The sequence below is a fragment of the Streptomyces sp. NBC_01296 genome (genome assembly GCF_035984415.1).
Classification (GTDB): Bacteria; Actinomycetota; Actinomycetes; order Streptomycetales; family Streptomycetaceae; genus Streptomyces.
Map to the genome: position 1 here is coordinate 6,492,820 of NZ_CP130720.1, position 23,360 is coordinate 6,516,179.

Consider the following 23,360-nt stretch of genomic DNA (forward strand, 5'->3'; position numbering starts at 1 on the left):
CGCCGGGCGGCTCAGTACTTGTACACGAGCCGCTCCGGCGGGATGCTCTCGGTGCCGACCACGCTGGTGCGCCGGTCCACCTCGACGACCAGCCCGTCCACCTCCGCCAACGGCGAGAGGTCCACCGTCCCGAGGCATTCGCGCAAGGCGAGCAGCCGCAGCCCGGGCAGCTCGGTCAGCGGCTCCAGCGTCCCCTCGAACGCGCATCTGATCAGCACGAGTTCGGTCAGCTGCCGGTACGGCACGAGAGCCGCGACCGACACGGGTGCGGCGTGCCGGATCTGCAGGGAGCCGAGCCCCGGCAGCGGGAGCGAGCGGACCAGCTGCCGGTACTGCAGGCCGCCCGCGATCGTCAGGTCCCTCACCCCGGGCCACCGCTCGATCCCGTCGAGGGTCATCCTGCGGACTCCCTGCCACAGGGCCAGGGACGTCAGCCCCTCGGCCGCCGGGACGTCCCCGATCCACCGCTGTGCCGGCTCGAACCCGATGACCAGGGACTTGAGCCCGTCGACCGCCGCCAGCGGGGCCAGCGAGAGACCCTCCCGGAGGTAGCCGAAGGCGAGGCTGTCCGCCGCCAGCTCGGCGACCGCCCCGATGTCCGTGACCTCCGGGCAGTCCAGCACGCCGAGGTGGCGCAGCGTCGGATGCCCGGCCAGCGGTGCGAGATCGGTCAGGGCCGGATTGCGGTGGATGACCAGCCACTCCAGGTCCCGCCGCCCGGAGATCTCCGTCGGGACGGCGCCGTTCCAGGTGAGGTGGACCCGCTGTATGTGGGGCATCCGGCCGAGCACGGCCAGCTGCTCCTGTGTGCGGACGTGCAGGTGCCCGACGCGCACGGGGGCGTCGGCCAGGACCGCGTCCGCGAACGTATCGGTGGGGAATCGCCCCCAGGAGTCGGACAGTTCATGGACCACGTCGTAGCGGTCGTCCCTCCGGAAGCCGGCGATGACCTGGAGCGCCCGCTCCCCGCCGACCAGCGCGGCCGTACGGATGACGGCGGCCGCCTGCTGCTCGTCCAGGCCCGTCGGGCCGGGCAGGAGCTCCAGGACCAGCTCGCCCGCCTTGGCCAGCTCCTCGGCCTGTCCCACCGAGTGCGGCGGCAGCAAGTGCGCCGTACGCGCCTCCACCTCGTGCCACACCTCGGGGTCCAGTTCCGGGGCGTGTTCGAGGCAGGCCGCAGCCAGCAGCACCAGCCGGCTGTTGTCCCGCTTGACCTTGTCGGCCCGCCGCAGCAGCTGCCGGAGCATGCGGGCGCGCTCGTCGGGGCGGGCGTGCCCCACCGCCATGCGGACCACGTCCTCCCACGCGTCCTCGTGGGCGTTGGCCACCAGTACGCCGAAGTCCCGTGCCTCCACGGCCGCCTTGGCTCCCAGGTAGTCCTGGAAGGTGCGGTGCACGAAGTGGACCGATCCGGGTACCGGCTCCCGCAGCAGCCCGCTGCGGATCAGCAGGTGCCGGAACACCTGCTCGGCGCCGGCCTGCGCCCGTACCTGGGGCATGGCGCCGAGCCACTCGCCCACCATCTCCTCGGCCTCCGTGCAGGACGCCTCCACCTGGCCGTTGCGGATGAGCCAGTACGCGAGCCGCTGGAGCAGCAGGGTCTGCTCGTCCCGGCTGAGGTACACGCCCTCGACACCGGAGATGTCCCGCTCGGTGTCCCGGCGTACGAGGAGCATGTCCAGGGCGGCGTCGTACAGCTCCTTGCGCGCCCTCGGCAGGTGCATGTGGCGGTCCCGGTTCAGGGCGCACAGCAGGGCGCACATGAGGGGGTTCGAGGCCAGCCACCCGAGGTCCCGGCGGGAACCGACGGACCGGATCAGCGACTTCTCGTACCGGTCGAGGCTCTCCCGCTCCTCCTCGGAGCCGCACTCGGCCCGGGCGGAGTCGTGCCAGTGCGTGATGAACGCGCTGACGTCGGCGCGCTCCATCGGCAGCAGGGACAGGAGGGAGAAGCCCTGCCCGGTCAGCCAGTCCTCCGGGACCGCCGACGGGCGGGTGGTCACCACGTAGCGGGCCCGGGGATAGGCCGCGAACAGGGATCTGAGCCACTCCTCCGTGCGGCTGCGGAGCTTGGACGGCACCTCGTCGACGCCGTCGACCAGGACCAGTGCCCGTCCTTGGGACAGCAGGTTCTCGACCCATCCGTCCGGGGCCCGCAGCGGCACCCCCGAGGCGCGCAGCCAGTTCTCCGGCATCGGCAGGCCCTCGGGCGAGTTGAACGAACGCAGCCGCAGGACGAAGGGGACGAGCGTGTTCCAGTGGCGCAGGCCGGGCTGGAAGCTCCGTCTCGCCGCATTCAGGGCCAGCCACTGCACCAGGGTGCTCTTGCCCGAGCCCGCCGGGCCGCGCAGCAGTACGCGCTCGGAAGTGCCGAGCGCCAGCTCGGTCTTCATCGCCGAGTGGCGGCCCGGCTCCTCCAGCAGCTGCTCGCCCGTCACCGCCAGGCTGATGTAGGCCAGGTCCAGCGGCCACTCCTGGCGAGCGCGGCTGAGGGTCAGGCCGAACAGCTGGAGGCGGCTGTGGGTTTCGGCGACGTAGCGCGCGTACTGCTCCTCGAAGGCGTGGGCGGCTCCGTCCGAGCGCTCGCCCAAGCGGTCCACCGCGCGCGCCAGTTCGCCCGTCCGGCGGACCAGTTCCACATCCGCCCGGGCCCCGAAGCCCGGCAGGGTCGTCATGTACTCCACCGCGTGCACGCAGCACAGCCGGACCAGGTCGCGGTAGACGGCCTCGGCCGGCCGGCTCAGGCCCGCACCGGAGGGTGGCGGCAGCGCCGCCGCCAGTGCCTGCGGGTCCAGGTCCGCCGCGAAGAGGGACTCCGCGTTCAGCGGGCCCAGCGCCGCGAAGGCGTCGCCCACCGCGTCGAGCGCCGCCAGGCGCTCGTGTTCCGGGAGGCCGCGCGTGGCCTCGCCCAGCCTGGTCGCCAGGGTCTCGGCGAGGCGGCGCACCTCCGCCGCCCCCAGCTCCGCCGGCCGGCGCCACCGCGGGGCCGGATCGGCCGGATCCACCGCCAGCCCCGCCCCCGGCAGCCGGCTCAGCAGGGACTTCACCAGCGCCCCCGCCGCCGTACCCGCCACCCGTAAGAGAACCGTCTCGAAGCCCGTCATCCCCTGCCCTCCCCTTGGCTTGGACATCATCGCGTGAACCGGCGGTAACCCCGATGGATACCGATCGGTAACAACCCCTAGCGGAGCCCCCGAACCCGCTCTATGGTGCGGGCATGCCGAACCTGCCCGATGTCGTGCTGTGGTCCATACCCGCCTTTGTGCTGCTCACCGTCATCGAGGTGGTGAGCTACCGGCTCCATCCCGACGAGGATGCCGCCGGCTACGACACCAAGGACGCGGCCACGAGCGTCGCCATGGGGCTCGGCAGCATCGGCTTCGACCTGCTGTGGAAGCTCCCGGTCGTCGCCGTCTTCACCGCGGTCTACGAGCTGACCCCGCTGCGCGTGCCGTTCCTGTGGTGGACCGCCCTGCTGATGCTGCTCGCCCAGGACTTCCTCTACTACTGGCAGCACCGCGGGCACCACGTCATCCGGATCCTTTGGGCCTGCCACGTCGTCCACCACAGCAGCCGGAACTTCAACCTCACCACCGCCCTGCGCCAGCCCTGGACCAGCGCGACCACCTGGTGGTTCTACCTGCCGATGGTCGCCCTCGGCGTGCACCCGGCCGCGATCCCGTTCTGCTACGGCATCAACCTCCTCTACCAGTTCTGGGTCCACACCGAGCGGATCGGCAAGCTGCCGCGGGCCTACGAGTACGTCTTCAACACCCCCTCCCACCACCGCGTCCACCACGCCTCCCAGGGCGGCTACCTGGACCGCAACTTCGGCGGGATCCTGATCATCTGGGACCGGATGTTCGGCTCCTGGGTGGGCGAGACCGACAAGCCCGTCTACGGGCTCACCAAGAACATCAGCACCTACAACCCGCTGCGGGTCGCCACCCACGAGTACGCCGCCATCGCCCGCGACGTCCGCGCCGCCGGCAGCTGGCGCGAGCGCGCCGGACGCGTCTTCCGCGGCCCCGGCTGGCAGCCCGCCGTCCCGGTGGCGGCCGAGAGCGCCGCCGCCGGGCCCGCCTCCGGGTCCGCCGCCGGGTCCGCCGCCCCCGCGAAGACCTCGGAGCAGGCCGCGTGAGCGACACCGAGTCCCGTGCGTTCCGTACGCCCTCCTGGGCCCGCCCCGCAGCGGTCGCCGCCGACGGGGCGCGCGGCCGGATCCTGCTCGGCGCCTTCGCCGCCGCCACCGCCGTCGATCTCGGCTCGCTGCTGGCCGGCTGGCACCTCGGGCACGTCCTCGCCAAGCCGCTGCTGATGCCGCTGCTCGTCGCGTACGTCATCACCCGACGGGCCCCCCGCCTGCTGATCGCGGCCCTGCTGTTCGGGTGGGGCGGGGACCTGGCGCTGCTCTTCGACGCCGACCCCGCCTTCCTCGTCGGCATGGGCTCCTTCGCCGCCGGGCACGTCTGCTACCTCGCGCTCTTCGGCCGGGGCAGGACGCATCCCGCGCTCGGGGGCGCGTACGCCGTCGCCCTGCTCGGGACCGTCGGCCTGCTCTGGGGCGACCTGCCGGCAGACCTGCGGATCCCGGTGGCCGGGTACAGCCTGCTGCTCACCGCCATGGCCTACCGCTCCAGCGCCCTCGGCCTGCGCGCCGGCCTCGGCGGGGCGCTGTTCCTGCTTTCCGACACCCTGATCGCCACCGGGGTCGCCGACTGGCCGCAGCTGCCGCGCCCCGACTTCTGGATCATGGCCACCTACGCCGCTGCCCAGTACCTGCTCGCCACCGGGGCGCTCCCCGCTCCCGGGCAGGCGTACCGTAGGACAGTCATACAAGACTGAACCAACTGATCCGGAGGGCAGCACACCCATGCGCGCCACCGTCATCCACGCCCCGCACGACATCCGCGTGGAGGAGGTGCCCGACGCTGCGATCCAGCGCCCCGAGGATGCCGTCGTCCGCGTCCTGCGTGCCTGTATCTGCGGCAGCGACCTGTGGGCCTACCGCGGCGAGGCCGCGCGCCAGCCAGGCCAGCGCATCGGCCACGAGTTCCTCGGCGTCGTCGAGGAGACCGGCTCGGCCGTGTCCGGCCTGAAGGCCGGCGACCTCGTCGTCGCCCCCTTCATGTGGTCCGACGGCACCTGCGACTACTGCTCCGAGGGCCTCTACACCTCCTGCGTGCACGGCGGTTTCTGGGGCTCGGTCGGCTTCGACGGCGGCCAGGGCGAGGCCGTCCGCGTCCCGCACGCCGACGGCACCCTCGTGAAGCTGCCCGCCGAGGCCGTCTCCGACGACCAGCTGCTGACCGGCCTGCTGGCCCTGTCCGACGTGATGGGCACCGGCCACCACGCCGCCCTCGGCGCCGGCGTCCGCAAGGGCTCCACCGTGGCCGTCGTCGGCGACGGCGCGGTCGGCCTGTGCGGGGTCCTCGCCGCCAAGCGCCTCGGCGCCGAGCGGATCATCGCACTGGGCCGCCACACCGCCCGTACGGACATCGCCAAGCTCTTCGGGGCCACCGACATCGTCGCCGAGCGCGGGGAGGCCGCCGAGGCCGCCGTCCGTGAGCTCACCGGCGGCCAGGGCGCGCACGCGGTCATCGAGGCCGTCGGCACCGAGCAGTCCATGCGCACCGCCGTCAACATCACCCGCGACGGCGGGGCCATCGGCTACGTCGGCGTCCCGCACGGCAGCGGCACCGGCCTCGACCTCGGCGTGATGTTCGACCGCAACATCACCCTGCGCGGCGGCGTCGCCCCGGTGCGCGCGTACATCCCGGAGCTGCTGGAGGACGTGCTGAGCGGCGCGATCGACCCGGCGCCCGTCTTCGACCGCGCCGTGTCCCTGGACGAGGTCCCGGACGGCTACCGCGCGATGGACGACCGCAGCGCGCTGAAGGTGCTCATCAAGCCCTGACGGCCCGAGCGAACGACAGGAGGGGCCGGGCTCCGGGGAAACCCCGGAGCCCGGCCCCTCCGCCCGTTCGAGCGCTCAGGCGTTCGAGCGGTTACTTCACGGCCTTCAGCGCGTCCACCACGCCGTAGCCGTAGTAGCCGGTCTGGCCCCACTTGCTCTGGCAGGTGGTGGCGTCGACCAGCGCGCCCGTGGCGTCGTAGAGCTTCTCCGGGCAGGCCGTCTTCGTGGCCTGGGCCTTCAGCATGGCCTGGAGCTGCGACGGCGTGGCGTTCGGGTGCGCGCTCTTGAGCAGCGCCGCCACGCCCGCGACGTGCGGTCCGGCCATCGAGGTGCCCTGCTTGTAGCCGTAGCCGCCGCCCGGCAGGGTCGACAGCACACGGCCGTTGGCGTCCGGCGTGGCCGGGACCTGCCACTTGTCGCCGCCGGGGGCGGCGACGTCGACGACGCCCAGGCCGAAGCTGGAGTAGTACGACCGGATGCCCTGGTCGCCGGTCGCGCTCACCGTGACCACGCCCGGCAGCTGCGTGGGGATGTCCAGGCAGTCGTGCGGGTCGATCGTGCGCGGGACCGGGGTGCCGTCGTCCGGGCTCGTGTCGTCGACGATCGCGTTCGACGCCAGGTCGTGGTTCGAGTTGCCGGCCGAGGCCACGCTGAGCACGCCCTTGCGCTCGGCGTACTTGGTCGCCCGGCCGAGGGCCTCCACCAGCGCCTTCTGGTCGTCGTCCGCCTTGCAGTTGTAGAGCCAGGGGTCGACGTAGTAGCTGTTGTTGGTCACCTCGATCCCCTTCTCGGCGGCGAACATGAAGCCGCAGACGACCGCCTCGGTGAAGAACAGGCTGGTGCCCGGCTCGCTCACCTTGATCGCGGCGACCTGCACGCCCGGCGCCACGCCCGAGATGCCGATGCCGTTGCGCGCGGCCGCGATGGTGCCGGCCACGTGCGTGCCGTGGTCGCTGCCGTCGGCGTACGGGCGCCACGCGCCCTCGGTGGTGTCCGCCACGCCGCCGACGCAGTTGGCCGACTGGCTCTTGGAGAAGTTCGCCGCGAGATCCGGGTGGGTGTCGTCGACACCCGTGTCGATGACGCCCACCGTGACGTCGCGGCTGCCATCGTTGATCTTGTGCGCCTGATCGGCCTTGATCGCCCGCAGGTCCCACTGGTTGGGCTCCAGCGGCTCCTGACCGTCCGTGGCGGCCGATGCCGCCTTGGCGGCGTCCGTCGCGCTCAGCTTCTGCGTCGTGCCCTCCTCGGTGGTCTGCACCGGCTTGAGGGGGGCCGTCCGGGTGGCGCCGACCGACACGAACAGGCCGCGCTGCGTGCGCAGCTGCTTGGCGAAGTCCGGGTTCTGGGAGTGTGCGACGACGACCCCGATCTGCTCATAGGACGTCACCACCGTTCCACCGGCCCGCTCGATGGCCTTCTTCGCGGCCTTCACCGTGGCGTACGTGTTCAGGTTCGCGACGTACGAGAGCTTGGGGCCGGTGGTGTCCGGCTTCGCCGCGGCCGCCGTACCCGCCGTGTTGCCCAGCGGGGCGGCGGAGGCCGCGACCGAGGGCAGGAAGGCGAGCGAGGCGGTGAGCGCCAGGCCGACCGGAACGGCAAGACGACCGTGCCTCTTAGGGGATCGTGACCCCAGCTGAGCCATGGGTTCTCCACATCATCCGTGAAAGAAAGCCGTCCGCGCGTGGTCGCGCAGGACGACGGGTTCATGACACGTGAACCTAGTGCCGCCGTTCGTCTTTCCGCCATCAGTTCGAGAAATCAGTTTCCGAAGAATCAACGGGTGTTGAACCGTCCCGCCGCGCCGGCCGTGCCGTTGGGCAGGGGGACTCAGCGCCACCGTTCCCCCACACGGAGGTTGTTTTGTCCGTCGTCCCCACCGCACCCGCGTCACAAGGAGAACCCCCCGTGACCACCGAAGCAGCGCCGCCGCACGGCAGCGCGGGAACATCCACGGCGAGCCCCACGGCCGAAGAGTTCACAGCCGTCCAGCAGAGCGCCGAATTCGCCGAACTGCGCAGTTCCTACCGCTCCTTCGCCTTCCCGCTCACCGTGGCCTTCATCGCCTGGTACCTGCTCTACGTCCTGCTGTCCAACTACGCCGGCGGCTTCATGGGGACCAAGCTCTTCGGCAACATCAACGTCGCCCTCGTGTTCGGCCTCGCCCAGTTCGCGACGACCTTCCTCATCGCCTGGCTGTACTCCCGGCACGCCGCCGAGAAGCTCGACCCCAAGGCCGCGGCGATCAAGGCGCGGATGGAGGCCGGCGAATGAGCGGCACCCTCCACCTCGCGACGAACGTGGCCGCGGGCGCCACCGAGCACCGGCCGCTGATCATCACCCTGTTCGGGCTGTTCGTCGTCGCCACCCTCATCATCACGATCTGGGCCGGCCGCCAGACCAAGGGCGCCGCCGACTTCTACGCGGGCGGACGCCAGTTCACGGGCTTCCAGAACGGCCTCGCCATCTCCGGCGACTACATGTCCGCCGCGTCCTTCCTCGGCATCGCCGGCGCCATCGCGCTCTTCGGCTACGACGGCTTCCTCTACTCCATCGGCTTCCTCGTGGCCTGGCTGGTCGCCCTGCTGCTCGTCGCCGAGCCGCTGCGCAACTCCGGCCGCTACACGATGGGCGACGTCCTCGCGTTCCGGATGCGCCAGCGGCCCGTCCGCACCGCCGCCGGCACCTCGACCATCGTCGTCTCGATCTTCTACCTGCTCGCCCAGATGGCCGGCGCCGGCGTGCTCGTCTCGCTGCTCCTCGGCATCACCAGCGACGGCGGCAAGGTCGCGGTCGTCGCGCTGGTCGGCGTACTGATGATCCTCTACGTCACCATCGGCGGTATGAAGGGCACCACCTGGGTCCAGATGATCAAGGCCGTCCTGCTCATCGCGGGCGCCCTGCTCATCACCTTCCTCGTGCTGCTTAAGTTCCACTTCAACATTTCCGACCTGCTGGGCAAGGCGGCCGAGAACAGCGGCCAGGGCAGCAAGTTCCTGGAGCCCGGCCTCAAGTACGGCAAGGACGCGACGACGAAGCTGGACTTCATCTCGCTCGGCATCGCCCTGGTCCTCGGCACCGCCGGCCTGCCGCACATCCTGATCCGCTTCTACACGGTTCCCAACGCCAAGGCCGCCCGCAAGTCCGTGAACTGGGCCATCGGCATCATCGGCGCCTTCTACCTGATGACCATCGCCCTCGGATTCGGCGCCGCGGCCCTGCTCAAGCGCACCGACATCATCGCCTCCAACAAGGCCGGCAACACCGCGGCCCCGCTGGTGGCCCAGGAACTGGGCGGCGGCGCGGGCTCCACCGGCGGCGCCGTCCTGCTCGCCGTGATCTCCGCGGTCGCCTTCGCCACCATCCTCGCGGTGGTGGCCGGGCTCACCCTCGCCTCCTCCTCGTCCTTCGCCCACGACCTGTACGTGAACGTGATCCGCAAGGGCAACGCCACCGAGCAGGAGGAGGTCCGGGCGGCCCGCTGGTCCACGGTCGTGATCGGCGCCGTCGCCATCGGCCTCGGGGCCCTGGCCCGCGACCTCAACGTCGCCGGCCTCGTCGCCCTCGCCTTCGCGGTCGCCGCCTCCGCGAACCTGCCGACGATCCTCTACAGCCTCTTCTGGAAGCGGTTCAGCACCCAGGGCGCGCTGTGGTCGATCTACGGCGGCCTCGTTTCCGCGGTCGTCCTGGTGCTCTTCTCGCCGGTCGTCTCCGGGAAGCCCACCTCGATGTTCAAGGACGCCGACTTCTACTGGTTCCCCCTGGAGAACCCGGGCATCGTGTCGATCCCGCTCGGCTTCCTGCTGGGCTGGCTGGGAACCGTCATGGCGAAGGAGAAGGCCGACCCCCGGAAGTTCGCGGAACTCGAGGTCCGCTCCCTTACCGGAACCGGCGCGCACTGAGACCGTGCTCATGTGACATGGGCCGAACACACAGCGTGGCCGCGTCGTATTTCCCTACGACGCGGCCACGTCGCGTCTCGTTCATTCGGGCATCCCTACGCCTCACCTGCGTCGCGTAGGCTCGATTACGGCGCCAGGCGTTTCTCCGAGGTGGCGCGAACCTCTACGAACCGGACAGGGGAGGGGGCCTGAAATGCTTCTCGACACTTATGGCCGCGTGGCCACTGACCTGCGCGTCTCACTCACCGACCGGTGCAACCTGCGCTGCACGTACTGCATGCCCGAGGAGGGTCTGCAGTGGCTCGGGAAATCGGATCTGCTGAGCGACGAGGAGATCGTCCGGCTGATCCGGATCGCCGTCACGCAGCTCGGGATCACCGAGGTCCGCTTCACCGGCGGCGAGCCGCTGCTCCGCCCCGGCCTGGTCGGGATCGTCGAGCAGTGCGCGGCCCTGGAGCCCCGCCCCAAGATGTCCCTGACCACCAACGGCATAGGCCTCAAGCGCACTGCACAGGCGCTCAAGGCCGCCGGCCTGGACCGCGTGAACGTTTCGCTGGACACCCTGCGGCCCGAGGTCTTCAAGACCCTCACCCGGCGTGATCGGCACCGCGACGTCATCGACGGCATGGCCGCCGCCCGCGAGGCGGGCCTGACCCCCGTCAAGGTCAACGCCGTCCTGATGCCGGGCCTGAACGACGACGAGGCCCCCGACCTGCTCGCCTGGGCCGTGGAGAACGAGTACGAGCTCCGCTTCATCGAGCAGATGCCGCTCGACGCCCAGCACGGCTGGAAGCGCGACGGCATGATCACCGCCGGGGACATCCTCGCGTCGCTGCGCACCCGCTTCGCGCTCACCGAGGAAGGCGCCGGCGAGCGCGGATCCGCCCCGGCCGAGCGCTGGCTGGTCGACGACGGCCCGGCCACCGTGGGCGTGATCGCCTCGGTGACCAGGCCCTTCTGCAGTGCCTGCGACCGCACCCGGCTCACCGCCGACGGCCAGGTCCGTACGTGCCTGTTCGCCACCGAGGAGTCGGACCTGCGCGGAGCCCTGCGCTCCGGCGCCCAGGACGAGGAGATCGCCCGCCTGTGGAAGGTGGCGATGTGGGGCAAGAAGGCCGGGTCCGGTCTCGACGACCCGTCCTTCATGCAGCCCGACCGCCCGATGTCCGCGATCGGCGGCTGAGGGCCCCGGCCGGACGGCGGGGCGCCGCTAAAGGCGTTCCGAGCCCTCCGGCTGGACCCACTCGTCGAGCTTCACGACGTCCTTGAGGAAACCGCGGACCCCCAGGAACTGGGAGAGGTGTTCGCGGTGTTCCCCGCACGCCAGCCAGGTCTTGCGGCGCTCCGGCGTGTGCAGCTTCGGGTTGTTCCACACCAGGACCCAGACGGCCGCATCGCGGCAGCCCTTGGCCGAGCAGGTGGGCGCGTCCACGGAATCGGTGGAACGGGCGGAGTCGGGGGAGTCAGGGGAGTTCACGCCTCAACCCTACAAACCCCTGTCACGGAAAGGCGACGCCGAGCAGCCACGGGGGGAGCTGCCCGGCGTCGGTCCGTCGCTCCGACGGGGGATGCGGAGCGCGTAGGCAGTATGTCACGCAGGACCCGGTGCGGTGCACCGGAACTTCATGATTGATCTGAGCTTTTATTGAGGTTTCCCGTGTTCAGTGCCGGACGCACAGGTGACGGGATGAAGTGCGAGGGCAGCGAGGGGGTCGACTCGCGCCCCGCGTTGGCGATGACCACGGCCACGTACGGCAGCAGCGCGCCCGCGATGAGCGTCACGATCGCCACATGACGTTCCACGTTCCACAGGATCACCGTCGCCAGGACCGACAGCGTCCTGATCGACATCGAGATGACGTACCGGCGCTGCCGTCCCCGCACGTCCTCGTCGAGGCCCATCCGGGCCCCGGTGATCCGGAAGACCTCGGCTCCGTTCCGCTTCTTCCGCTCCACGCTGCACCGCCCGATCCGCCTGCCGGACACTCCCCGGTCCGGATCCTCCCACCGTACGCCGCCGGTCCCCTCGCGAGGAGAGGGGGTGTCCCCCGAACGGGGCTGTCCGAAATGCGCAGTAGGCCGGACGGGTTGAAACTGGGCCCACATGCGCACAACGCGCCACGAGGAGGCTCGACATGTCATGGTTGTGGGCGATCATCGTCGGTTTCGTGCTGGGCCTCATCGCCCGGGCCGTCCTGCCGGGCAAGCAGCATCAGCCCCTCTGGCTGACCACCCTGTTCGGCATCATCGGCGGCATCCTCGGCAACGCCGTCGCCGTGTGGATCGGCGTCGGGGAAACCAGGGGCATCGACTGGACCCGGCACTTGCTGCAACTTGCCGGAGCGGTGCTGATCGTGGCTCTCGGTGAAATGGTCTACAAGTCGCTCAGGGGCGGCAGCAAGCAGATGACCTGAGGGCGGCACGACGGAGGGGCCGGCCGGACGTGGTGTCCGGACCGGCCCCTCCGCCGCGTTCGGGCGTCAGGCCCCGGGCGTCAGCCCGTGACCTCGACCGCCGCCAGGTTCTTCTTGCCGCGGCGCAGCACCAGCCAGCGCCCGTGCAGCAGGTCCTCCTTGGCGGGGACCGCGTCCTCGGCGGTGACCTTCGCGTTGTTCACGTAGGCGCCGCCCTCCTTCACGGTCCGGCGGGCGGCCGACTTGCTGGCGACCAGCCCGGTCTCCGCGAGCAGGTCCACGACCGGGCCGAGCTCGGCGACCCGGGCGTGCGGCAGCTCGGACAGGGCCGCGGCCAGCGTGGCCTCGTCCAGGTCCGCCAGCTCGCCCTGGCCGAACAGCGCCTTCGACGCGGCGATCACGGCCGCGCACTGGTCGGCGCCGTGCACCAGCGTGGTCAGCTCCTCCGCGAGCGCCCGCTGGGCGGCGCGCGCCTGCGGCCGCTCGGCGGTCTGCGCCTCCAGCGCCTCCAGCTCCTCGCGGGTCTGGAAGGACAGGATCCGCATGTAGGTGGAGATGTCGCGGTCGTCCACGTTCAGCCAGAACTGGTAGAACGCGTACGGCGTGGTCATCTCCGCGTCGAGCCAGACGGCGCCGCTCTCGGACTTGCCGAACTTGGTGCCGTCCGCCTTCACCATCAGCGGGGTCGCCATGGCGTGCACGTTCGCGTGCGGCTCCAGGCGGTGGATCAGGTCGAGACCGGCGGTGAGGTTGCCCCACTGGTCCGACCCGCCCTGCTGGAGGGTGCAGCCGTGGCGGCGGTACAGCTCCAGGAAGTCCATGCCCTGGAGCAGCTGGTAGCTGAACTCCGTGTAGCTGATGCCCTGGTCGGACTCCAGCCGGCGGGCGACCGAGTCCTTCGTCAGCATCTTGTTGACGCGGAAGTGCTTGCCGATGTCCCGGAGGAACTCGATGGCGGACATGCCCGCCGTCCAGTCCAGGTTGTTCACCATGACTGCCGCGTTCTCGCCCTCGAAGGACAGGTACGGCTCGATCTGTGCGCGCAGGCGGCCCACCCAGTTGGCGACGGTCTCCGGGTCGTTCAGGGTCCGCTCCGCGGTCGGCCGCGGGTCACCGATCTGCCCGGTGGCCCCGCCGACCAACGCCAGCGGCCGGTGCCCGGCCTGCTGGAGCCGGCGTACGGTCAGCACCTGTACGAGGTGTCCCACGTGCAGCGAGGCCGCCGTCGGGTCGAAGCCGCAATAGAAGGTGACCGGACCGTCCGCAAACGCCTTGCGGAGCGCTTCTTCGTCGGTGGACAGGGCGAAGAGCCCGCGCCACTTCAACTCGTCGACGATGTCCGTCACGGTTTCTCGACTCCTTCGAATGGTGTGCGTCGCGCCAAGGATTCAGTCTAGGTGGATCAGACGCCCTTGCTGACCGAGCTCATGTTGAAGTCCGGGATCCGCAGCGCGGGCATCGCGGCCCGGGTGAACCAGTCGCTCCACTCGCGCGGCAGGGTCTTCTCGGTCCGGCCCGCCTCGGAGGCCCGCGACAGCAGGTCCACCGGCGATTCGTTGAACCGGAAGTTGTTCACCTCGCCCACGACCCGGCCGTTCTCCACCAGGTACACGCCGTCCCGGGTCAGGCCCGTGAGCAGCAGCGTCGCCGGGTCGACCTCGCGGATGTACCAGAGGCAGGTCAGCAGCAGGCCCCGCTCGGTGGCGGCCACCATCTCCTCCAGCGACTTGTCGCCGCCGCCGTCCAGGATCAGGTTCCCGAAGCCGGGCGCGACCGGCATCCCGGTCATCGCCGCGCTGTGCCGGGTCGTGGTCAGCCGGGCCAGCTGCCCGTCCCGGATCCACTCGGTCGCCGGGGCCGGCAGGCCGTTGTCGAAGACCGAGGCGTCGTCGCCCGAGCTGTGCGCGATCACGAACGGCGCGGACTCCAGGCCCGGCGCGTTCGGGTCGCTGCGCAGGGTCAGCGGCAGCTCGGACAGCTTCTCGCCGAGCCGGGTGCCGCCGCCGGGCTTGGAGAAGACCGTCCGGCCCTCCACCGCGTCCCGGGCCGCCGCGGACCACATCTGGTAGATCAGCAGGTCGGCCACGGCCGTCGGCGGCAGCAGGGTCTCGTACCGGCCGGCGGGCAGCTCGATCTTCCGCTCGGCCCAGCCCAGGCGTACGGCGAGCTCCGCGTCCAGCACGGTCGGGTCCACGTCCTTGAAGTCCCGGGTGGAGCGGCCGGCCCAGGCCGAGCGCTGCCGGTCGGGGGACTTCGCGTTGAGCTCCAGGGTGCCGTTCGGCTGGTCGTGGCGCAGCCGCATCCCGGTCGAGGTGCCCACGTACGTGGAGACCAGCTCGTGGTTGGCGAAGCCGTACAGCTCCCGGCCGCCGGCGCGGGCCCGGGCGAAGGCCTCGCCGAGGGCCGGGGCGAAGTTCGCGAACACCGCCGAGGAGGTCTCGGCCGGGGCGTCGGTGAAGTCCGGCGAGGACGGGGTGCCGGTGACCAGCGGCTGGGCGTCCTCCGCCGGGCCCGCGCCCCGTGCGGCGGCCTCGGCGGCCCGGACCAGCGGCTCCAGGTCCGCGGCGGTCACGGCGGAGCGCGACACGACCCCCGAGGCCGTGCCCTCCTTGCCGTCGACCGTGGCGATGACGGTCAGGGTCCGGCCGCGGGTGACGCCGTTGGTGGTGAGCGCGTTGCCCGCCCAGCGCAGGTTGGCCGTCGACTCCTCGTCGGCGATGACGACACAGCCGTCGGCGGTGGACAGCTCCAGCGCGCGCTCGACGATCTCGTGGGGCTTCGTGCGACTCGTCGACATCAGCGTCCCGCCTCCTGCGTGGTGTTCAAGATGTTCACGTCGCGGAACAGCGCGGACGGGCAGCCGTGCGAGACCGCCGCGACCTGGCCCGGCTGCGCCTTGCCGCAGTTGAAGGCGCCGCCCAGCACGTACGTCTGCGGCCCGCCGACCTTCTCCATCGAGCCCCAGAAATCGGTGGTCGTGGCCTGGTAGGCGACGTCGCGCAGCTGCCCGGCCAGCTTGCCGTTCTCGATCCGGAAGAACCGCTGTCCGGTGAACTGGAAGTTGTAGCGCTGCATGTCGATCGACCAGGAGCGGTCGCCGACGACGTAGATGCCGCGCTCCACCCCGCCGATCAGGTCCTCGGTGGACAGCCCGCCCGGATCCGGCCGGAGCGAGACGTTCGCCATCCGCTGGACGGGCACGTGCCCGGGGGAGTCGGCGAAGGCGCAGCCGTTGGAGCGGCCCAGGTCGGTGAGCTTCGCGATCCGCCGGTCCAGCTGGTAGCCGACCAGGGTGCCGTCCTTGACCAGGTCCCAGCTCTGCGCCTGGACGCCCTCGTCGTCGAAGCCGACGGTGGCGAGGCCGTGCTCGGCGGTGCGGTCACCGGTCACGTTCATGATCGAGGAGCCGTACTTGAGCTTGCCGAGCTGGTCGAAGGTGGCGAAGGAGGTCCCCGCGTACGCCGCCTCGTACCCCAGCGCCCGGTCGAGCTCGGTGGCGTGGCCGATGGACTCGTGGATGGTGAGCCACAGGTTGGACGGGTCCACGACCAGGTCGTAGCGCCCGGCCTCGACGCTCGGCGCCCGCATCTTCTCGGCGAGCAGTACGGGCATCTGCTCCAGCTCGGCGTCCCAGTCCCAGCCGGTGCCGGTCAGGTACTCCCAGCCGCGCCCGGCCGGCGGGGCGATGGTGCGCATCGAGTCGAACTCGCCGGTGGTGGCGTCCACGGCGACCGCGGTGAGCTGCGGGTGGATGCGCACGCGCTGCTGCGTGGTCATGGTGCCCGCGGTGTCGGCGTAGAACTTGTTCTCGTGCACGGCGAGCAGCGAGGCGTCCACGTGCGCCACCCCGTCGGCGGCCAGCAGCCGGGAGCTCCAGTCGGCGAGCAGGGCCGCCTTCTCGGCGTCCGGCACCTCGAACGGGTTCACGTCGTACGCGGAGATCCACGTCTTGTCGGCGTGCACCGGCTCGTCGGCCAGCTCCACCCGCTCGTTCGAACCGGCGGCCTTGATGACCTGCGCGGACAGCTTCGCCATGGCCACGGCCTGCGAGGCCACCTTGGCGGCGCCGTCCATGGTCAGGTCCACACCGGAGGCGAACCCCCAGCTGCCGCCGTGCACCACGCGGACCGCGTACCCGAGGTCGGTGGTGTCGGAGCCGCCGGAGGGCTTGGCGTCCCGCAGCCGCCAGGAGGCGCTGCGGATCCGCTCGAGCCGGAAGTCGGCATGGTCGCAGCCCAGCGCGCGGGCCCGGGCGAGCGCCGCGTCGGCGAGCGCCCGCAAGGGCAGCGCGGTGAAGGCCGCGTCGATGGAATGGGGCACGGAAGTCCTCCCGGGGTCGGAGCCGGTCGCCTCGATCATGTCGCGCTCGGGGCGCTTGTGCCTACATCTTTCTGTAGGGACTCGACAGAGCCCGTACCGAGGCCCTGTGGGAGATCGATTCTCCGCATGGGGGACCTGGCCTATAGGTTTTTGGTACTCAGACCGCTAGTGGAAAGGGTGATCCGTTGAGCCGCTCGGTTCTCGTCACCGGAGGAAACCGGGGCATCGGCCTCGCCATCGCCCGAGCCTTCGCCCAGGCCGGCGACAAGGTCGCGATCACGTACCGGTCGGGTGAGCCGCCGCAGGAGCTCACCGCTCTCGGTGTCCTGGCGGTCCGCTGCGACATCACCGACTCCGAGCAGGTGGAGCAGGCCTACAAGGCGATCGAGGACGCGCACGGCGCGGTCGAGGTGCTGGTGGCCAACGCCGGCATCACCAAGGACACGCTGCTGATGCGCATGTCCGAGGAGGACTTCGCCTCCGTCGTCGACACCAACCTCACCGGCACCTTCCGTGTGGTCAAGCGCGCGAACCGTGGCATGCTGCGTGCCAAGAAGGGCCGCGTCGTCCTGATCTCCTCGGTCGTCGGGCTGCTGGGCTCGGCGGGACAGGCCAACTACGCCGCCTCCAAGGCCGCGCTGGTCGGCTTCGCCCGCTCGCTCGCCCGTGAGCTCGGCTCCCGCAACATCACCTTCAACGTCGTGGCCCCCGGTTTCGTGGACACGGACATGACGAAGGTGCTCACCGACGAGCAGCGCGCGGGCATCGTGGGCCAGGTGCCCCTGGGCCGCTACGCGCAGCCCGAGGAGATCGCGGCAGCCGTGAGCTTCCTGGCGTCCGACGACGCCGCGTACATCACAGGAGCCGTCATTCCCGTTGACGGCGGATTGGGCATGGGTCACTGATCACCATGAGCGGAATTCTCGACGGCAAGCGCATCCTCATCACCGGGGTGCTGATGGAGTCGTCCATCGCCTTCCACGCCGCCCGGCTGGCCCAGGAGCAGGGCGCCGAGGTCATCCTCACCGCGTGGCCGCGCCCGACGCTGACCGAGCGCATCGCCAAGAAGCTGCCCAAGCCGGTCAAGGTGATCGAGCTCGACGTCACCAACGACGAGCACCTGGCCCGCCTGGAAGGCCTCGTCCGCGACGAGCTCGGCGGCCTCGACGGAGTCGTGCACTCCATCGGCTTCGCCCCGCAGGACGCCCTGGGCGGCAACTTCCTGAACACCCCGTTCGAGTCGGTCGCGACCGCCATGCACGTCTCGGCGTTCTCGCTGAAGTCGCTGACCATGGCGTGCAAGCCGCTGTTCCCGGCGGAGGGCGCGGCCGTCGTCGGCCTCACTTTCGACGCGCAGTACGCCTGGCCGCAGTACGACTGGATGGGCCCGGCCAAGGCCGCGCTGGAGGCCACCAGCCGCTACCTCGCCCGTGACTTGGGCAAGGAGAAAATCCGCTGCAACCTGGTCTCGGCCGGTCCGATCGGCTCGATGGCCGCGAAGTCCATCCCGGGCTTCTCGGAGCTGGCCGACGTCTGGAACTCCCGCTCCATGCTGGAGTGGGACATGAGCGACCCGGAGCCGGCGGGCAAGGGCGTCGTGGCCCTGCTGTCGGACTGGTTCCCGAAGACCACCGGCGAGATCGTCCACGTGGACGGCGGCCTGCACGCGATGGGTGCCTGAGCGAGGCACCTGTACGTCCGTACGGCGGCGGCCGCGTCTCCCTTCCGGGAGGCGCGGCCGCCGCCGTACGTGCCGGTGGGGGCGGGATTGCGGCCGGGCGCTCGATCAGATTTTCGCCCGCCGACCGGATCTTCCCGAGTCGTAAACCGGGACAGATGCCTGCAAACTGACCGGGCCGGGATCTTCCCGGCTCCGGCGGGGAGGAGGTACGGCCGTGCGCGGGAGGCGGAGTCGAGCGGTATCGCTGCTGGTCACCTCGGTGGTCCTGACGGGCCTGCTGGTCCCGGGAGCCGTCGCGCAGCCCGAGGGGGCAGACCCGGCCCTCGGGCCCGAGGCGGCGGCCCCCGCCGTCGTGGACCTCGACCAGATCCCCGCAGAGCCGCCCGCACGGCCCGCGCCGCCCGCCGCCCGGGAGCTGTTCGGCGCCGACTGCGACACCCTGATCGAGGGCTCGCAGGTGAGGGCGACCTGCCACAACGGCTATCCGGAGCCCGACCTGGTCCGCCTGCACGTGGAATGCGACCGCTGGTGGGACCTGGACTCGGACAGCGCCGCCGTGGCCGTCGGACCGGCCGGCCGGATCGAGCTCGACGGCCGCTGCTGGAAGGAAGTCCGCTCGGCCTGGGTCACCCACCAGCGGCCGTGACCCGGCCGGCCTGCTCGCGAACCCGCGCTACTTCCTGCCGAGGCACACGAACGGGTAGCCCGCCGCCTCGGACGCCGCCGCGTCCCCGTCGCCGAGCCGGATCGCCTCGATCAGCCGGGCGTGGTCCAGGTGCGCCGCCGGATCCAGCTCCGTGCCCACGTCCGTGCGCAGCCAGTCCGCCACCAGATCGCCGAGGTCCGCGTACAGCTCGATGAGCACCTCGTTGTGCGAGGCCGCCACCACCGCCATGTGCAGCGCCACGTCCGCTGCCACGAACCGCTCCGCCTCCCCGCTCGCCCAGGCCTCCTCGCGCCGCGCCAGCAGCGCGTCCAGCTGTACGAGGTCCCGCTCGGTCCGCCGCTCCGCCGCCAGCCGGGCCGCGGAGGACTCCAGCGTCGAGCGCAGTTCCGCGATGTGCCGCGGGTCGGCGCCCGCGAAGCGGCGGTGCATCACCCCGGCGAGCTCGCTGGTGGCGATGACGTACGTACCCGAGCCCTGCCGGATGTCCAGGAGCCCGTTGTGCGCGAGGGCCCGGACGGCCTCCCGCACGGTGTTGCGGGCGACGCCCAGCAGCTCCACCAGCTCCGGCTCGGTGGGGATGCGGGATCCGACGGGCCATTCGCCGGACGTGATCTGGTTCCTGAGCTGGGCGATCACCTGGTCGACCAGTGCGGATCGCCGGGGCGAGGTCAGCGGCATGCGGACGGGGTCCTCTCGGAGGTCCGGTCTGGGGGGTGACAACCAATCATCCCATGATTCTATGATGGTGTAATGCCCGACGAAGAAATCCAGACCATCGACCGGACCCAGGCCGCGCGCACGATACCCGCACAGGCCCGTCCCGCCGCTCCCGCGCCCCCCCAGCCCACCTGGCTCGGCCCGGTCCTCATCGTCGGCATCGTGCTGGCCGCCCTCAACCTGCGGCCCGCCATCACCAGCCTCGGCGCCCTCTTCGAGGAGGTCCGCACGGGCCTCGGCATGAGCGGCACCGTCGCCGGACTGATCACCTCCGTCCCCGCCCTCTGCTTCGCCGTCTTCGGCATCACCGCGCCCCGGCTCTCGCGCCGCTTCGGCCCGGCCGCCGTCGTCTGCGCCGGCATGGCCGCCGTCGCGGCGGGCCTGCTGATCCGCCCCTTCACCCACGGCGCCGCCGGCTTCCTCGCCGCCAGCGCCCTGTCCCTCGCGGGCATAGCGCTGACCAACGTGCTGCTCCCCGTCATCGTCAAGCGCTGGTTCCCGGACCGCGTCGGCACCATGACCGGCCTGTACTCCATGGCCCTGGCCCTCGGCACCTCGCTCGCCGCCGCCGCGACCGTCCCCATGACCTCCGCCCTCGGCGGCAACTGGCGTGCCGGCCTGCTGGTGTGGGCCGTGCTCGCGGTGGTCGCCGTACTGCCGTGGCTGCCCGTCGCGGCGGCCGCCCGCCGGGAGAAGCGGGCCGCCGCCTCCGAGCCGGCCGCGCACGTACGGGCGGACACCGGCCCGAAGATCGTCCGCAGCCGTACCGCCTGGGCCCTCGCCTGCTACTTCGGCCTCCAGGCCACCGGCGCGTACATCACCATGGGCTGGCTCCCGCAGATCTTCCGCGACGCCGGGGTCTCCGCCTCCACCGCCGGCGTCCTGCTCGCCGTCACCATGGTCATGGGCGTCCCGCTCGCGTTCGTCATCCCCAACCTGGCCGGCCGGATGAGGAACCAGGGGGCCATCGCCGTCGCCCTCGGCCTCTTCGGCCTCGTCGGGTACACCGGCCTCCACTTCGCCCCCGCCGCCGGCGCCTGGGCCTGGGCGCTCCTGCTCGGCGTCTCCAACTGCGCCTTCCCCCTCGTCATCACGCTGATCGGGCTGCGCGCCAAGTCCCCGGCCGGCGTCGTCAAGCTGTCCGCCTTCGCCCAGAGCGTCGGCTACCTCATCTCCATCCCCGGACCGCTCCTCATCGGCGCCCTCTACCAGCACAGCGGCGGCTGGGACCTGCCCCTCACCCTCATGGCGGGCCTGCTGGTCCCGCAGATCGCGCTGGGCGTCCTGGCCGGCCGGGACCGCACGATCGAGGACGAATGCGGCATGCGAGACTGAGCGGCATGTCGCCCGTACTGGAACCGAACCCGCAGAACAGCCACAAGAAGCTCGGCATGGTGCTCGGCGCCATGCTCGTCGTGACCGTGATCATCTCCGTGCTCGCGACCGTCGTCTCCCCTTGATCGGGGGCCGTTGGTGGGGTTAACCCCACCAACCCTTAGGGGGACAGGTTCAGGGTCGAGTGGGGTGAGCCCCGGATGGGCCCCGCGCCTTCGGATCCATAGATTCGAAGCGAGCGAGCCAGTCCCACCCCGCGCACCCACGGAGGCGGCCCATGTCGGCCCCCACAGCTCCCCCGCACATCCCCGGTCCCGGGCCCCGAGTCCACGGCGCGAGCGCCCGGCTGCACTGGTGGGCGCTGGCCCTGCCCGCGCTCGCCTTCGGCCTCCTGCTGCTGCTCCTCGCCGGCTCCGCCGAGGCCCATGCCGCCTCCGGAGAGGCCTCCGCGCTCCTCCACGTCACCGAACAGCTCCTGCGCGCCGTCGGCTGACCGGGCACGCCCCGACCGCCCGCGCCGGCGTGCGCCGGGGCCGCCCGCACCCGCGGCACAGCCCCTCAACACCCTGCGCCCCATGGCCCGATCCGTGCGAAGCTGGGAGCCATGAGCGCCGAAACACCCCGCAGGATCGTCCTCCTCCGGCACGCCAAGGCCGATTGGCCCGAGGTGTCCGACCACGAGCGCCCGCTGGCGGAGCGAGGCCGCAAGGACGCGCCGGCCGCCGGGCTGAAGCTCGCCGAGACCGGCATCGCCTTCGACCTGGCCCTCTGCTCCACCGCCGCCCGCACCCGTGAGACCTGGAAGCTCGCCGTCCAGGAGCTGCCGCACCGGCCGCGGACCTCGTACGAGGAACGGCTGTACGACGCCTCGCCGGGCGAGCTCATCGCCCTGCTGAACGAGACGTCCGACGAGGTCAAGGACCTCCTCGTCATCGGCCACAACCCGGGCATGCACGCCCTCGCCGACGCCCTCGCCGGGCGCGCGGAGGGCGACACCCTGGCCCGGATGACCCGTACCGGGTTCCCGACCGCCGCGTTCGCCGTCGTCTCCTTCACCGGCTCCTGGAAGTCCGTGGAGCACGGGGTGGGCACGCTGCTGGACTACTGGACCCCGAAGGACCACTGAGCACGGCCACGAGGACGGGCCCCGGCACGGATCGATCCGCCGGGGCCCGTCCTCGTACGCAGGCGCCTCAGGTCAGGCCGGCGGCCTCGACCTCTTCACGGGTGACCCCGAGCAGGTACAGCACCGCGTCCAGGAACGGCACGTTCACCGCCGTGTGCGCGGCCTCGCGGACCACCGGCTTGGCGTTGAAGGCCACGCCCAGCCCGGCCGCGTTCAGCATGTCCAGGTCGTTGGCGCCGTCGCCGATGGCCACCGTCTGGGCCAGCGGTACGCCGGCCTCCGCGGCGAAGCGGCGCAGCAGCCGGGCCTTGCCCGCCCGGTCCACGATCTCGCCGATGACCCGGCCGGTCAGCTTCCCGTCGATGATCTCGAGGGTGTTGGCCGAGGCGAAGTCCAGCCCCAGCCGCTCCTGCAGATCGTCCGTCACCTGGGTGAACCCGCCCGAGACCACGCCGACCTGGTAGCCGAGCTGCTTGAGGGTGCGGATCAGCGTCCGGGCGCCCGGCGTGAGCCGCACCTCGGAGCGGACCTTGTCCACGACCGAGGCGTCCAGCCCGGCCAGCAGCTTCACGCGGGCGTGCAGCGACTGCTCGAAGTCCAGCTCACCGCGCATGGCCCGCTCGGTCACCTCGGCGACCTCGGCCTCGCAGCCGGCGTGCGCGGCGAACAGCTCGATGACCTCGTCCTGGATCAGGGTCGAGTCCACGTCCATGACGACCAGGCGCTGGGCCCGGCGGTGCAGGCCGGCCGAGACCACGGCCACGTCGACGCCGATGTGCGCGGCGGCGGTGGCCAGGGCCGTGCGCAGCGGCTCGGTCTCGCAGCCGGACACGGCGAACTCGACGGCCGTCACGGGGTACTTGGCGAGCCGGAAGATGCGGTCGATGTTGCCGCCGGTGGCGGTGATCCGGGAGGCGATGGCGGCCGTGGACTCGGCGGTCAGCGGGTGCCCGAGCACGGTGACGTGGGAACGGCCGCTGCCGCGCGGCCGGTTGTCACCGGTACCGGAGAGGATCTCGGCCTGCATCTTGAGCGACTCGGCCCAGCCGTGGACGGTGGCCCGCAGCTCGCCCTCGGCGCCGCCGGCGGGCTGGGTGACGAGGGCGCACAGGACGATGCGGCCACGGGTGACGACCTGCTCGATGTCGACGACGTCGACGGAGTAGGCGGCGAGGGTGTCGAACAGCCCGGCGGTGATCCCGGGACGGTCCTTGCCGAAGATCTTGACGAGGAGGGTGGGGACGTCGGAGGTCTGCGAAGCGCTCATGGTGCCCTCACCGT

23 protein-coding genes are annotated in these 23,360 nt (G+C 71.5%); 14 read left to right on the plus strand and 9 right to left on the minus strand.

Translation table 11 applies throughout. The annotated features are described in order from the left end of the window. Positions 1–11 precede the first annotated feature (11 nt). Positions 12–3,104 carry an NACHT domain-containing protein gene (locus OG299_RS29590; protein ID WP_327363120.1) on the minus strand — a complete coding sequence of 1,031 codons (3,093 nt, stop codon included), beginning with the start codon at positions 3,102–3,104 and terminating at the stop codon, positions 12–14. Positions 3,105–3,217: 113 nt separating this feature from the next. Between OG299_RS29590 and OG299_RS29595 the strand changes: the two genes are divergently transcribed. Genes OG299_RS29595 through OG299_RS29605 form a run of 3 tightly spaced genes read left to right on the plus strand, consistent with a single transcriptional unit; the run spans position 3,218 to position 5,917 of the window. After that, positions 3,218–4,141 (plus strand): sterol desaturase family protein, encoded by a 924-nt coding sequence (locus OG299_RS29595; RefSeq protein WP_327363121.1) that lies wholly within the window; start codon positions 3,218–3,220, stop codon positions 4,139–4,141. After that, positions 4,138–4,845 carry a lysoplasmalogenase gene (locus tag OG299_RS29600; RefSeq protein ID WP_406511905.1) on the plus strand — a complete coding sequence of 236 codons (708 nt, stop codon included), beginning with the start codon at positions 4,138–4,140 and terminating at the stop codon, positions 4,843–4,845. The genes OG299_RS29595 and OG299_RS29600 overlap by 4 nt, the downstream gene beginning before the upstream one ends. A 28-nt stretch (positions 4,846–4,873) precedes the next feature. Next, a complete protein-coding gene (locus OG299_RS29605; protein ID WP_266630513.1) occupies positions 4,874–5,917 on the plus strand; it encodes a zinc-dependent alcohol dehydrogenase family protein in 1,044 nt (347 codons plus the stop codon). Positions 5,918–6,008: 91 nt separating this feature from the next. Here OG299_RS29605 and OG299_RS29610 read toward each other — a convergent pair whose 3' ends face one another. Further along, positions 6,009–7,562, minus strand: a complete 1,554-nt coding sequence (locus OG299_RS29610; RefSeq protein ID WP_266630515.1) for a S8 family peptidase — start codon at positions 7,560–7,562, stop codon at positions 6,009–6,011. A gap of 263 nt (positions 7,563–7,825) precedes the next feature. Between OG299_RS29610 and OG299_RS29615 the strand changes: the two genes are divergently transcribed. The 3 genes from OG299_RS29615 (at position 7,826) to moaA (ending at position 11,002) form a co-directional block, all read left to right on the plus strand. Further along, positions 7,826–8,191, plus strand: a complete 366-nt coding sequence (locus OG299_RS29615; RefSeq protein WP_266630517.1) for a DUF485 domain-containing protein — start codon at positions 7,826–7,828, stop codon at positions 8,189–8,191. Further along, positions 8,188–9,819 carry a monocarboxylic acid transporter gene (locus OG299_RS29620; RefSeq protein ID WP_327363122.1) on the plus strand — a complete coding sequence of 544 codons (1,632 nt, stop codon included), beginning with the start codon at positions 8,188–8,190 and terminating at the stop codon, positions 9,817–9,819. Before OG299_RS29615 ends, OG299_RS29620 begins: the two co-directional genes overlap by 4 nt. 193 nt (positions 9,820–10,012) lie before the next feature. Beyond that, positions 10,013–11,002 carry a GTP 3',8-cyclase MoaA gene (gene moaA / locus OG299_RS29625; protein ID WP_327363123.1) on the plus strand — a complete coding sequence of 330 codons (990 nt, stop codon included), beginning with the start codon at positions 10,013–10,015 and terminating at the stop codon, positions 11,000–11,002. Between the two features lie 27 nt (positions 11,003–11,029). Here the strand turns inward: moaA and OG299_RS29630 are convergent, their stop codons facing one another. Further along, on the minus strand, positions 11,030–11,296 hold the full coding sequence (locus OG299_RS29630) for a hypothetical protein (protein ID WP_266630523.1): 267 nt from the start codon (positions 11,294–11,296) through the stop codon (positions 11,030–11,032). Between the two features lie 146 nt (positions 11,297–11,442). Beyond that, positions 11,443–11,721, minus strand: coding sequence for a DUF3099 domain-containing protein (locus OG299_RS29635; protein WP_051833067.1), 279 nt, complete (start codon positions 11,719–11,721; stop codon positions 11,443–11,445). 233 nt (positions 11,722–11,954) lie between these two features. On the opposite strand from OG299_RS29635, the gene OG299_RS29640 reads away from it, so the two are divergent. After that, a complete protein-coding gene (locus tag OG299_RS29640) occupies positions 11,955–12,233 on the plus strand; it encodes a GlsB/YeaQ/YmgE family stress response membrane protein (RefSeq protein ID WP_327363124.1) in 279 nt (92 codons plus the stop codon). 80 nt (positions 12,234–12,313) lie between these two features. On the opposite strand, the gene tyrS is transcribed toward OG299_RS29640, so the two are convergent. Genes tyrS through OG299_RS29655 form a run of 3 tightly spaced genes read right to left on the minus strand, consistent with a single transcriptional unit; the run spans position 12,314 to position 16,553 of the window. Further along, positions 12,314–13,579 (minus strand): tyrosine--tRNA ligase, encoded by a 1,266-nt coding sequence (tyrS, locus tag OG299_RS29645; RefSeq protein WP_327363125.1) that lies wholly within the window; start codon positions 13,577–13,579, stop codon positions 12,314–12,316. Positions 13,580–13,635: 56 nt separating this feature from the next. Continuing rightward, positions 13,636–15,030, minus strand: a complete 1,395-nt coding sequence (locus OG299_RS29650) for a metallopeptidase TldD-related protein (RefSeq protein ID WP_327363126.1) — start codon at positions 15,028–15,030, stop codon at positions 13,636–13,638. Continuing rightward, entirely contained in the window at positions 15,030–16,553 is a 1,524-nt protein-coding gene (locus tag OG299_RS29655; RefSeq protein WP_266630533.1) for a TldD/PmbA family protein, read from the minus strand. The genes OG299_RS29650 and OG299_RS29655 overlap by 1 nt, the downstream gene beginning before the upstream one ends. 185 nt (positions 16,554–16,738) lie before the next feature. Here OG299_RS29655 and fabG point away from each other — a divergent pair, with 185 nt between their 5' ends. The 3 genes from fabG (at position 16,739) to OG299_RS29670 (ending at position 18,880) form a co-directional block, all read left to right on the plus strand. Next, positions 16,739–17,458 carry a 3-oxoacyl-[acyl-carrier-protein] reductase gene (fabG, locus tag OG299_RS29660; RefSeq protein WP_266630535.1) on the plus strand — a complete coding sequence of 240 codons (720 nt, stop codon included), beginning with the start codon at positions 16,739–16,741 and terminating at the stop codon, positions 17,456–17,458. Between the two features lie 5 nt (positions 17,459–17,463). After that, positions 17,464–18,234 carry an enoyl-ACP reductase FabI gene (gene fabI / locus OG299_RS29665; RefSeq protein WP_266630537.1) on the plus strand — a complete coding sequence of 257 codons (771 nt, stop codon included), beginning with the start codon at positions 17,464–17,466 and terminating at the stop codon, positions 18,232–18,234. Between the two features lie 214 nt (positions 18,235–18,448). Continuing rightward, positions 18,449–18,880 (plus strand): hypothetical protein, encoded by a 432-nt coding sequence (locus OG299_RS29670; RefSeq protein WP_266630539.1) that lies wholly within the window; start codon positions 18,449–18,451, stop codon positions 18,878–18,880. 27 nt (positions 18,881–18,907) lie between these two features. Here OG299_RS29670 and OG299_RS29675 read toward each other — a convergent pair whose 3' ends face one another. Beyond that, on the minus strand, positions 18,908–19,579 hold the full coding sequence (locus tag OG299_RS29675) for a FadR/GntR family transcriptional regulator (RefSeq protein ID WP_327363127.1): 672 nt from the start codon (positions 19,577–19,579) through the stop codon (positions 18,908–18,910). A gap of 72 nt (positions 19,580–19,651) precedes the next feature. On the opposite strand from OG299_RS29675, the gene OG299_RS29680 reads away from it, so the two are divergent. From OG299_RS29680 to OG299_RS29695, 4 genes are all read left to right on the plus strand, one after another. After that, the gene (locus tag OG299_RS29680) at positions 19,652–20,953 is read left to right on the plus strand and encodes a CynX/NimT family MFS transporter (protein ID WP_327363129.1); all 1,302 of its coding nucleotides are present in this window, start codon (positions 19,652–19,654) and stop codon (positions 20,951–20,953) included. A 5-nt stretch (positions 20,954–20,958) separates the two neighbouring features. Then, on the plus strand, positions 20,959–21,078 hold the full coding sequence (locus tag OG299_RS29685; RefSeq protein WP_266630545.1) for an SGM_5486 family transporter-associated protein: 120 nt from the start codon (positions 20,959–20,961) through the stop codon (positions 21,076–21,078). 152 nt (positions 21,079–21,230) lie between these two features. Beyond that, the gene (locus OG299_RS29690) at positions 21,231–21,446 is read left to right on the plus strand and encodes a hypothetical protein (RefSeq protein WP_327363130.1); all 216 of its coding nucleotides are present in this window, start codon (positions 21,231–21,233) and stop codon (positions 21,444–21,446) included. 111 nt (positions 21,447–21,557) lie between these two features. Next, complete coding sequence (locus OG299_RS29695; RefSeq protein ID WP_327363131.1) at positions 21,558–22,079, plus strand: SixA phosphatase family protein; 522 nt, start codon at positions 21,558–21,560, stop codon at positions 22,077–22,079. 67 nt (positions 22,080–22,146) lie between these two features. Here the strand turns inward: OG299_RS29695 and serB are convergent, their stop codons facing one another. After that, positions 22,147–23,346, minus strand: a complete 1,200-nt coding sequence (gene serB, locus OG299_RS29700; RefSeq protein WP_327363132.1) for a phosphoserine phosphatase SerB — start codon at positions 23,344–23,346, stop codon at positions 22,147–22,149. Positions 23,347–23,360: the final 14 nt, after the last annotated feature.

Excerpts from the sequence above, each read along its gene's own strand:
- OG299_RS29605 (WP_266630513.1), top strand. The coding sequence starts at position 4,874 with ATGCGCGCCACCGTCATCCACGCCCCGCACGACATCCGCGTGGAGGAG.
- OG299_RS29620 (WP_327363122.1), top strand. The coding sequence starts at position 8,188 with ATGAGCGGCACCCTCCACCTCGCGACGAACGTGGCCGCGGGCGCCACC.
- OG299_RS29640 (WP_327363124.1), top strand. The coding sequence starts at position 11,955 with ATGTCATGGTTGTGGGCGATCATCGTCGGTTTCGTGCTGGGCCTCATC.
- OG299_RS29680 (WP_327363129.1), top strand. The coding sequence starts at position 19,652 with ATGCCCGACGAAGAAATCCAGACCATCGACCGGACCCAGGCCGCGCGC.
- OG299_RS29650 (WP_327363126.1), bottom strand. The coding sequence starts at position 15,030 with ATGTCGACGAGTCGCACGAAGCCCCACGAGATCGTCGAGCGCGCGCTG.
- fabI (WP_266630537.1), top strand. The coding sequence starts at position 17,464 with ATGAGCGGAATTCTCGACGGCAAGCGCATCCTCATCACCGGGGTGCTG.
- OG299_RS29675 (WP_327363127.1), bottom strand. The coding sequence starts at position 19,579 with ATGCCGCTGACCTCGCCCCGGCGATCCGCACTGGTCGACCAGGTGATC.
- OG299_RS29610 (WP_266630515.1), bottom strand. The coding sequence starts at position 7,562 with ATGGCTCAGCTGGGGTCACGATCCCCTAAGAGGCACGGTCGTCTTGCC.
- OG299_RS29635 (WP_051833067.1), bottom strand. The coding sequence starts at position 11,721 with ATGGGCCTCGACGAGGACGTGCGGGGACGGCAGCGCCGGTACGTCATC.
- moaA (WP_327363123.1), top strand. The coding sequence starts at position 10,013 with ATGCTTCTCGACACTTATGGCCGCGTGGCCACTGACCTGCGCGTCTCA.
- OG299_RS29595 (WP_327363121.1), top strand. The coding sequence starts at position 3,218 with ATGCCGAACCTGCCCGATGTCGTGCTGTGGTCCATACCCGCCTTTGTG.
- serB (WP_327363132.1), bottom strand. The coding sequence starts at position 23,346 with ATGAGCGCTTCGCAGACCTCCGACGTCCCCACCCTCCTCGTCAAGATC.
- OG299_RS29690 (WP_327363130.1), top strand. The coding sequence starts at position 21,231 with ATGTCGGCCCCCACAGCTCCCCCGCACATCCCCGGTCCCGGGCCCCGA.
- OG299_RS29695 (WP_327363131.1), top strand. The coding sequence starts at position 21,558 with ATGAGCGCCGAAACACCCCGCAGGATCGTCCTCCTCCGGCACGCCAAG.
- OG299_RS29685 (WP_266630545.1), top strand. The coding sequence starts at position 20,959 with ATGTCGCCCGTACTGGAACCGAACCCGCAGAACAGCCACAAGAAGCTC.
- OG299_RS29590 (WP_327363120.1), bottom strand. The coding sequence starts at position 3,104 with ATGACGGGCTTCGAGACGGTTCTCTTACGGGTGGCGGGTACGGCGGCG.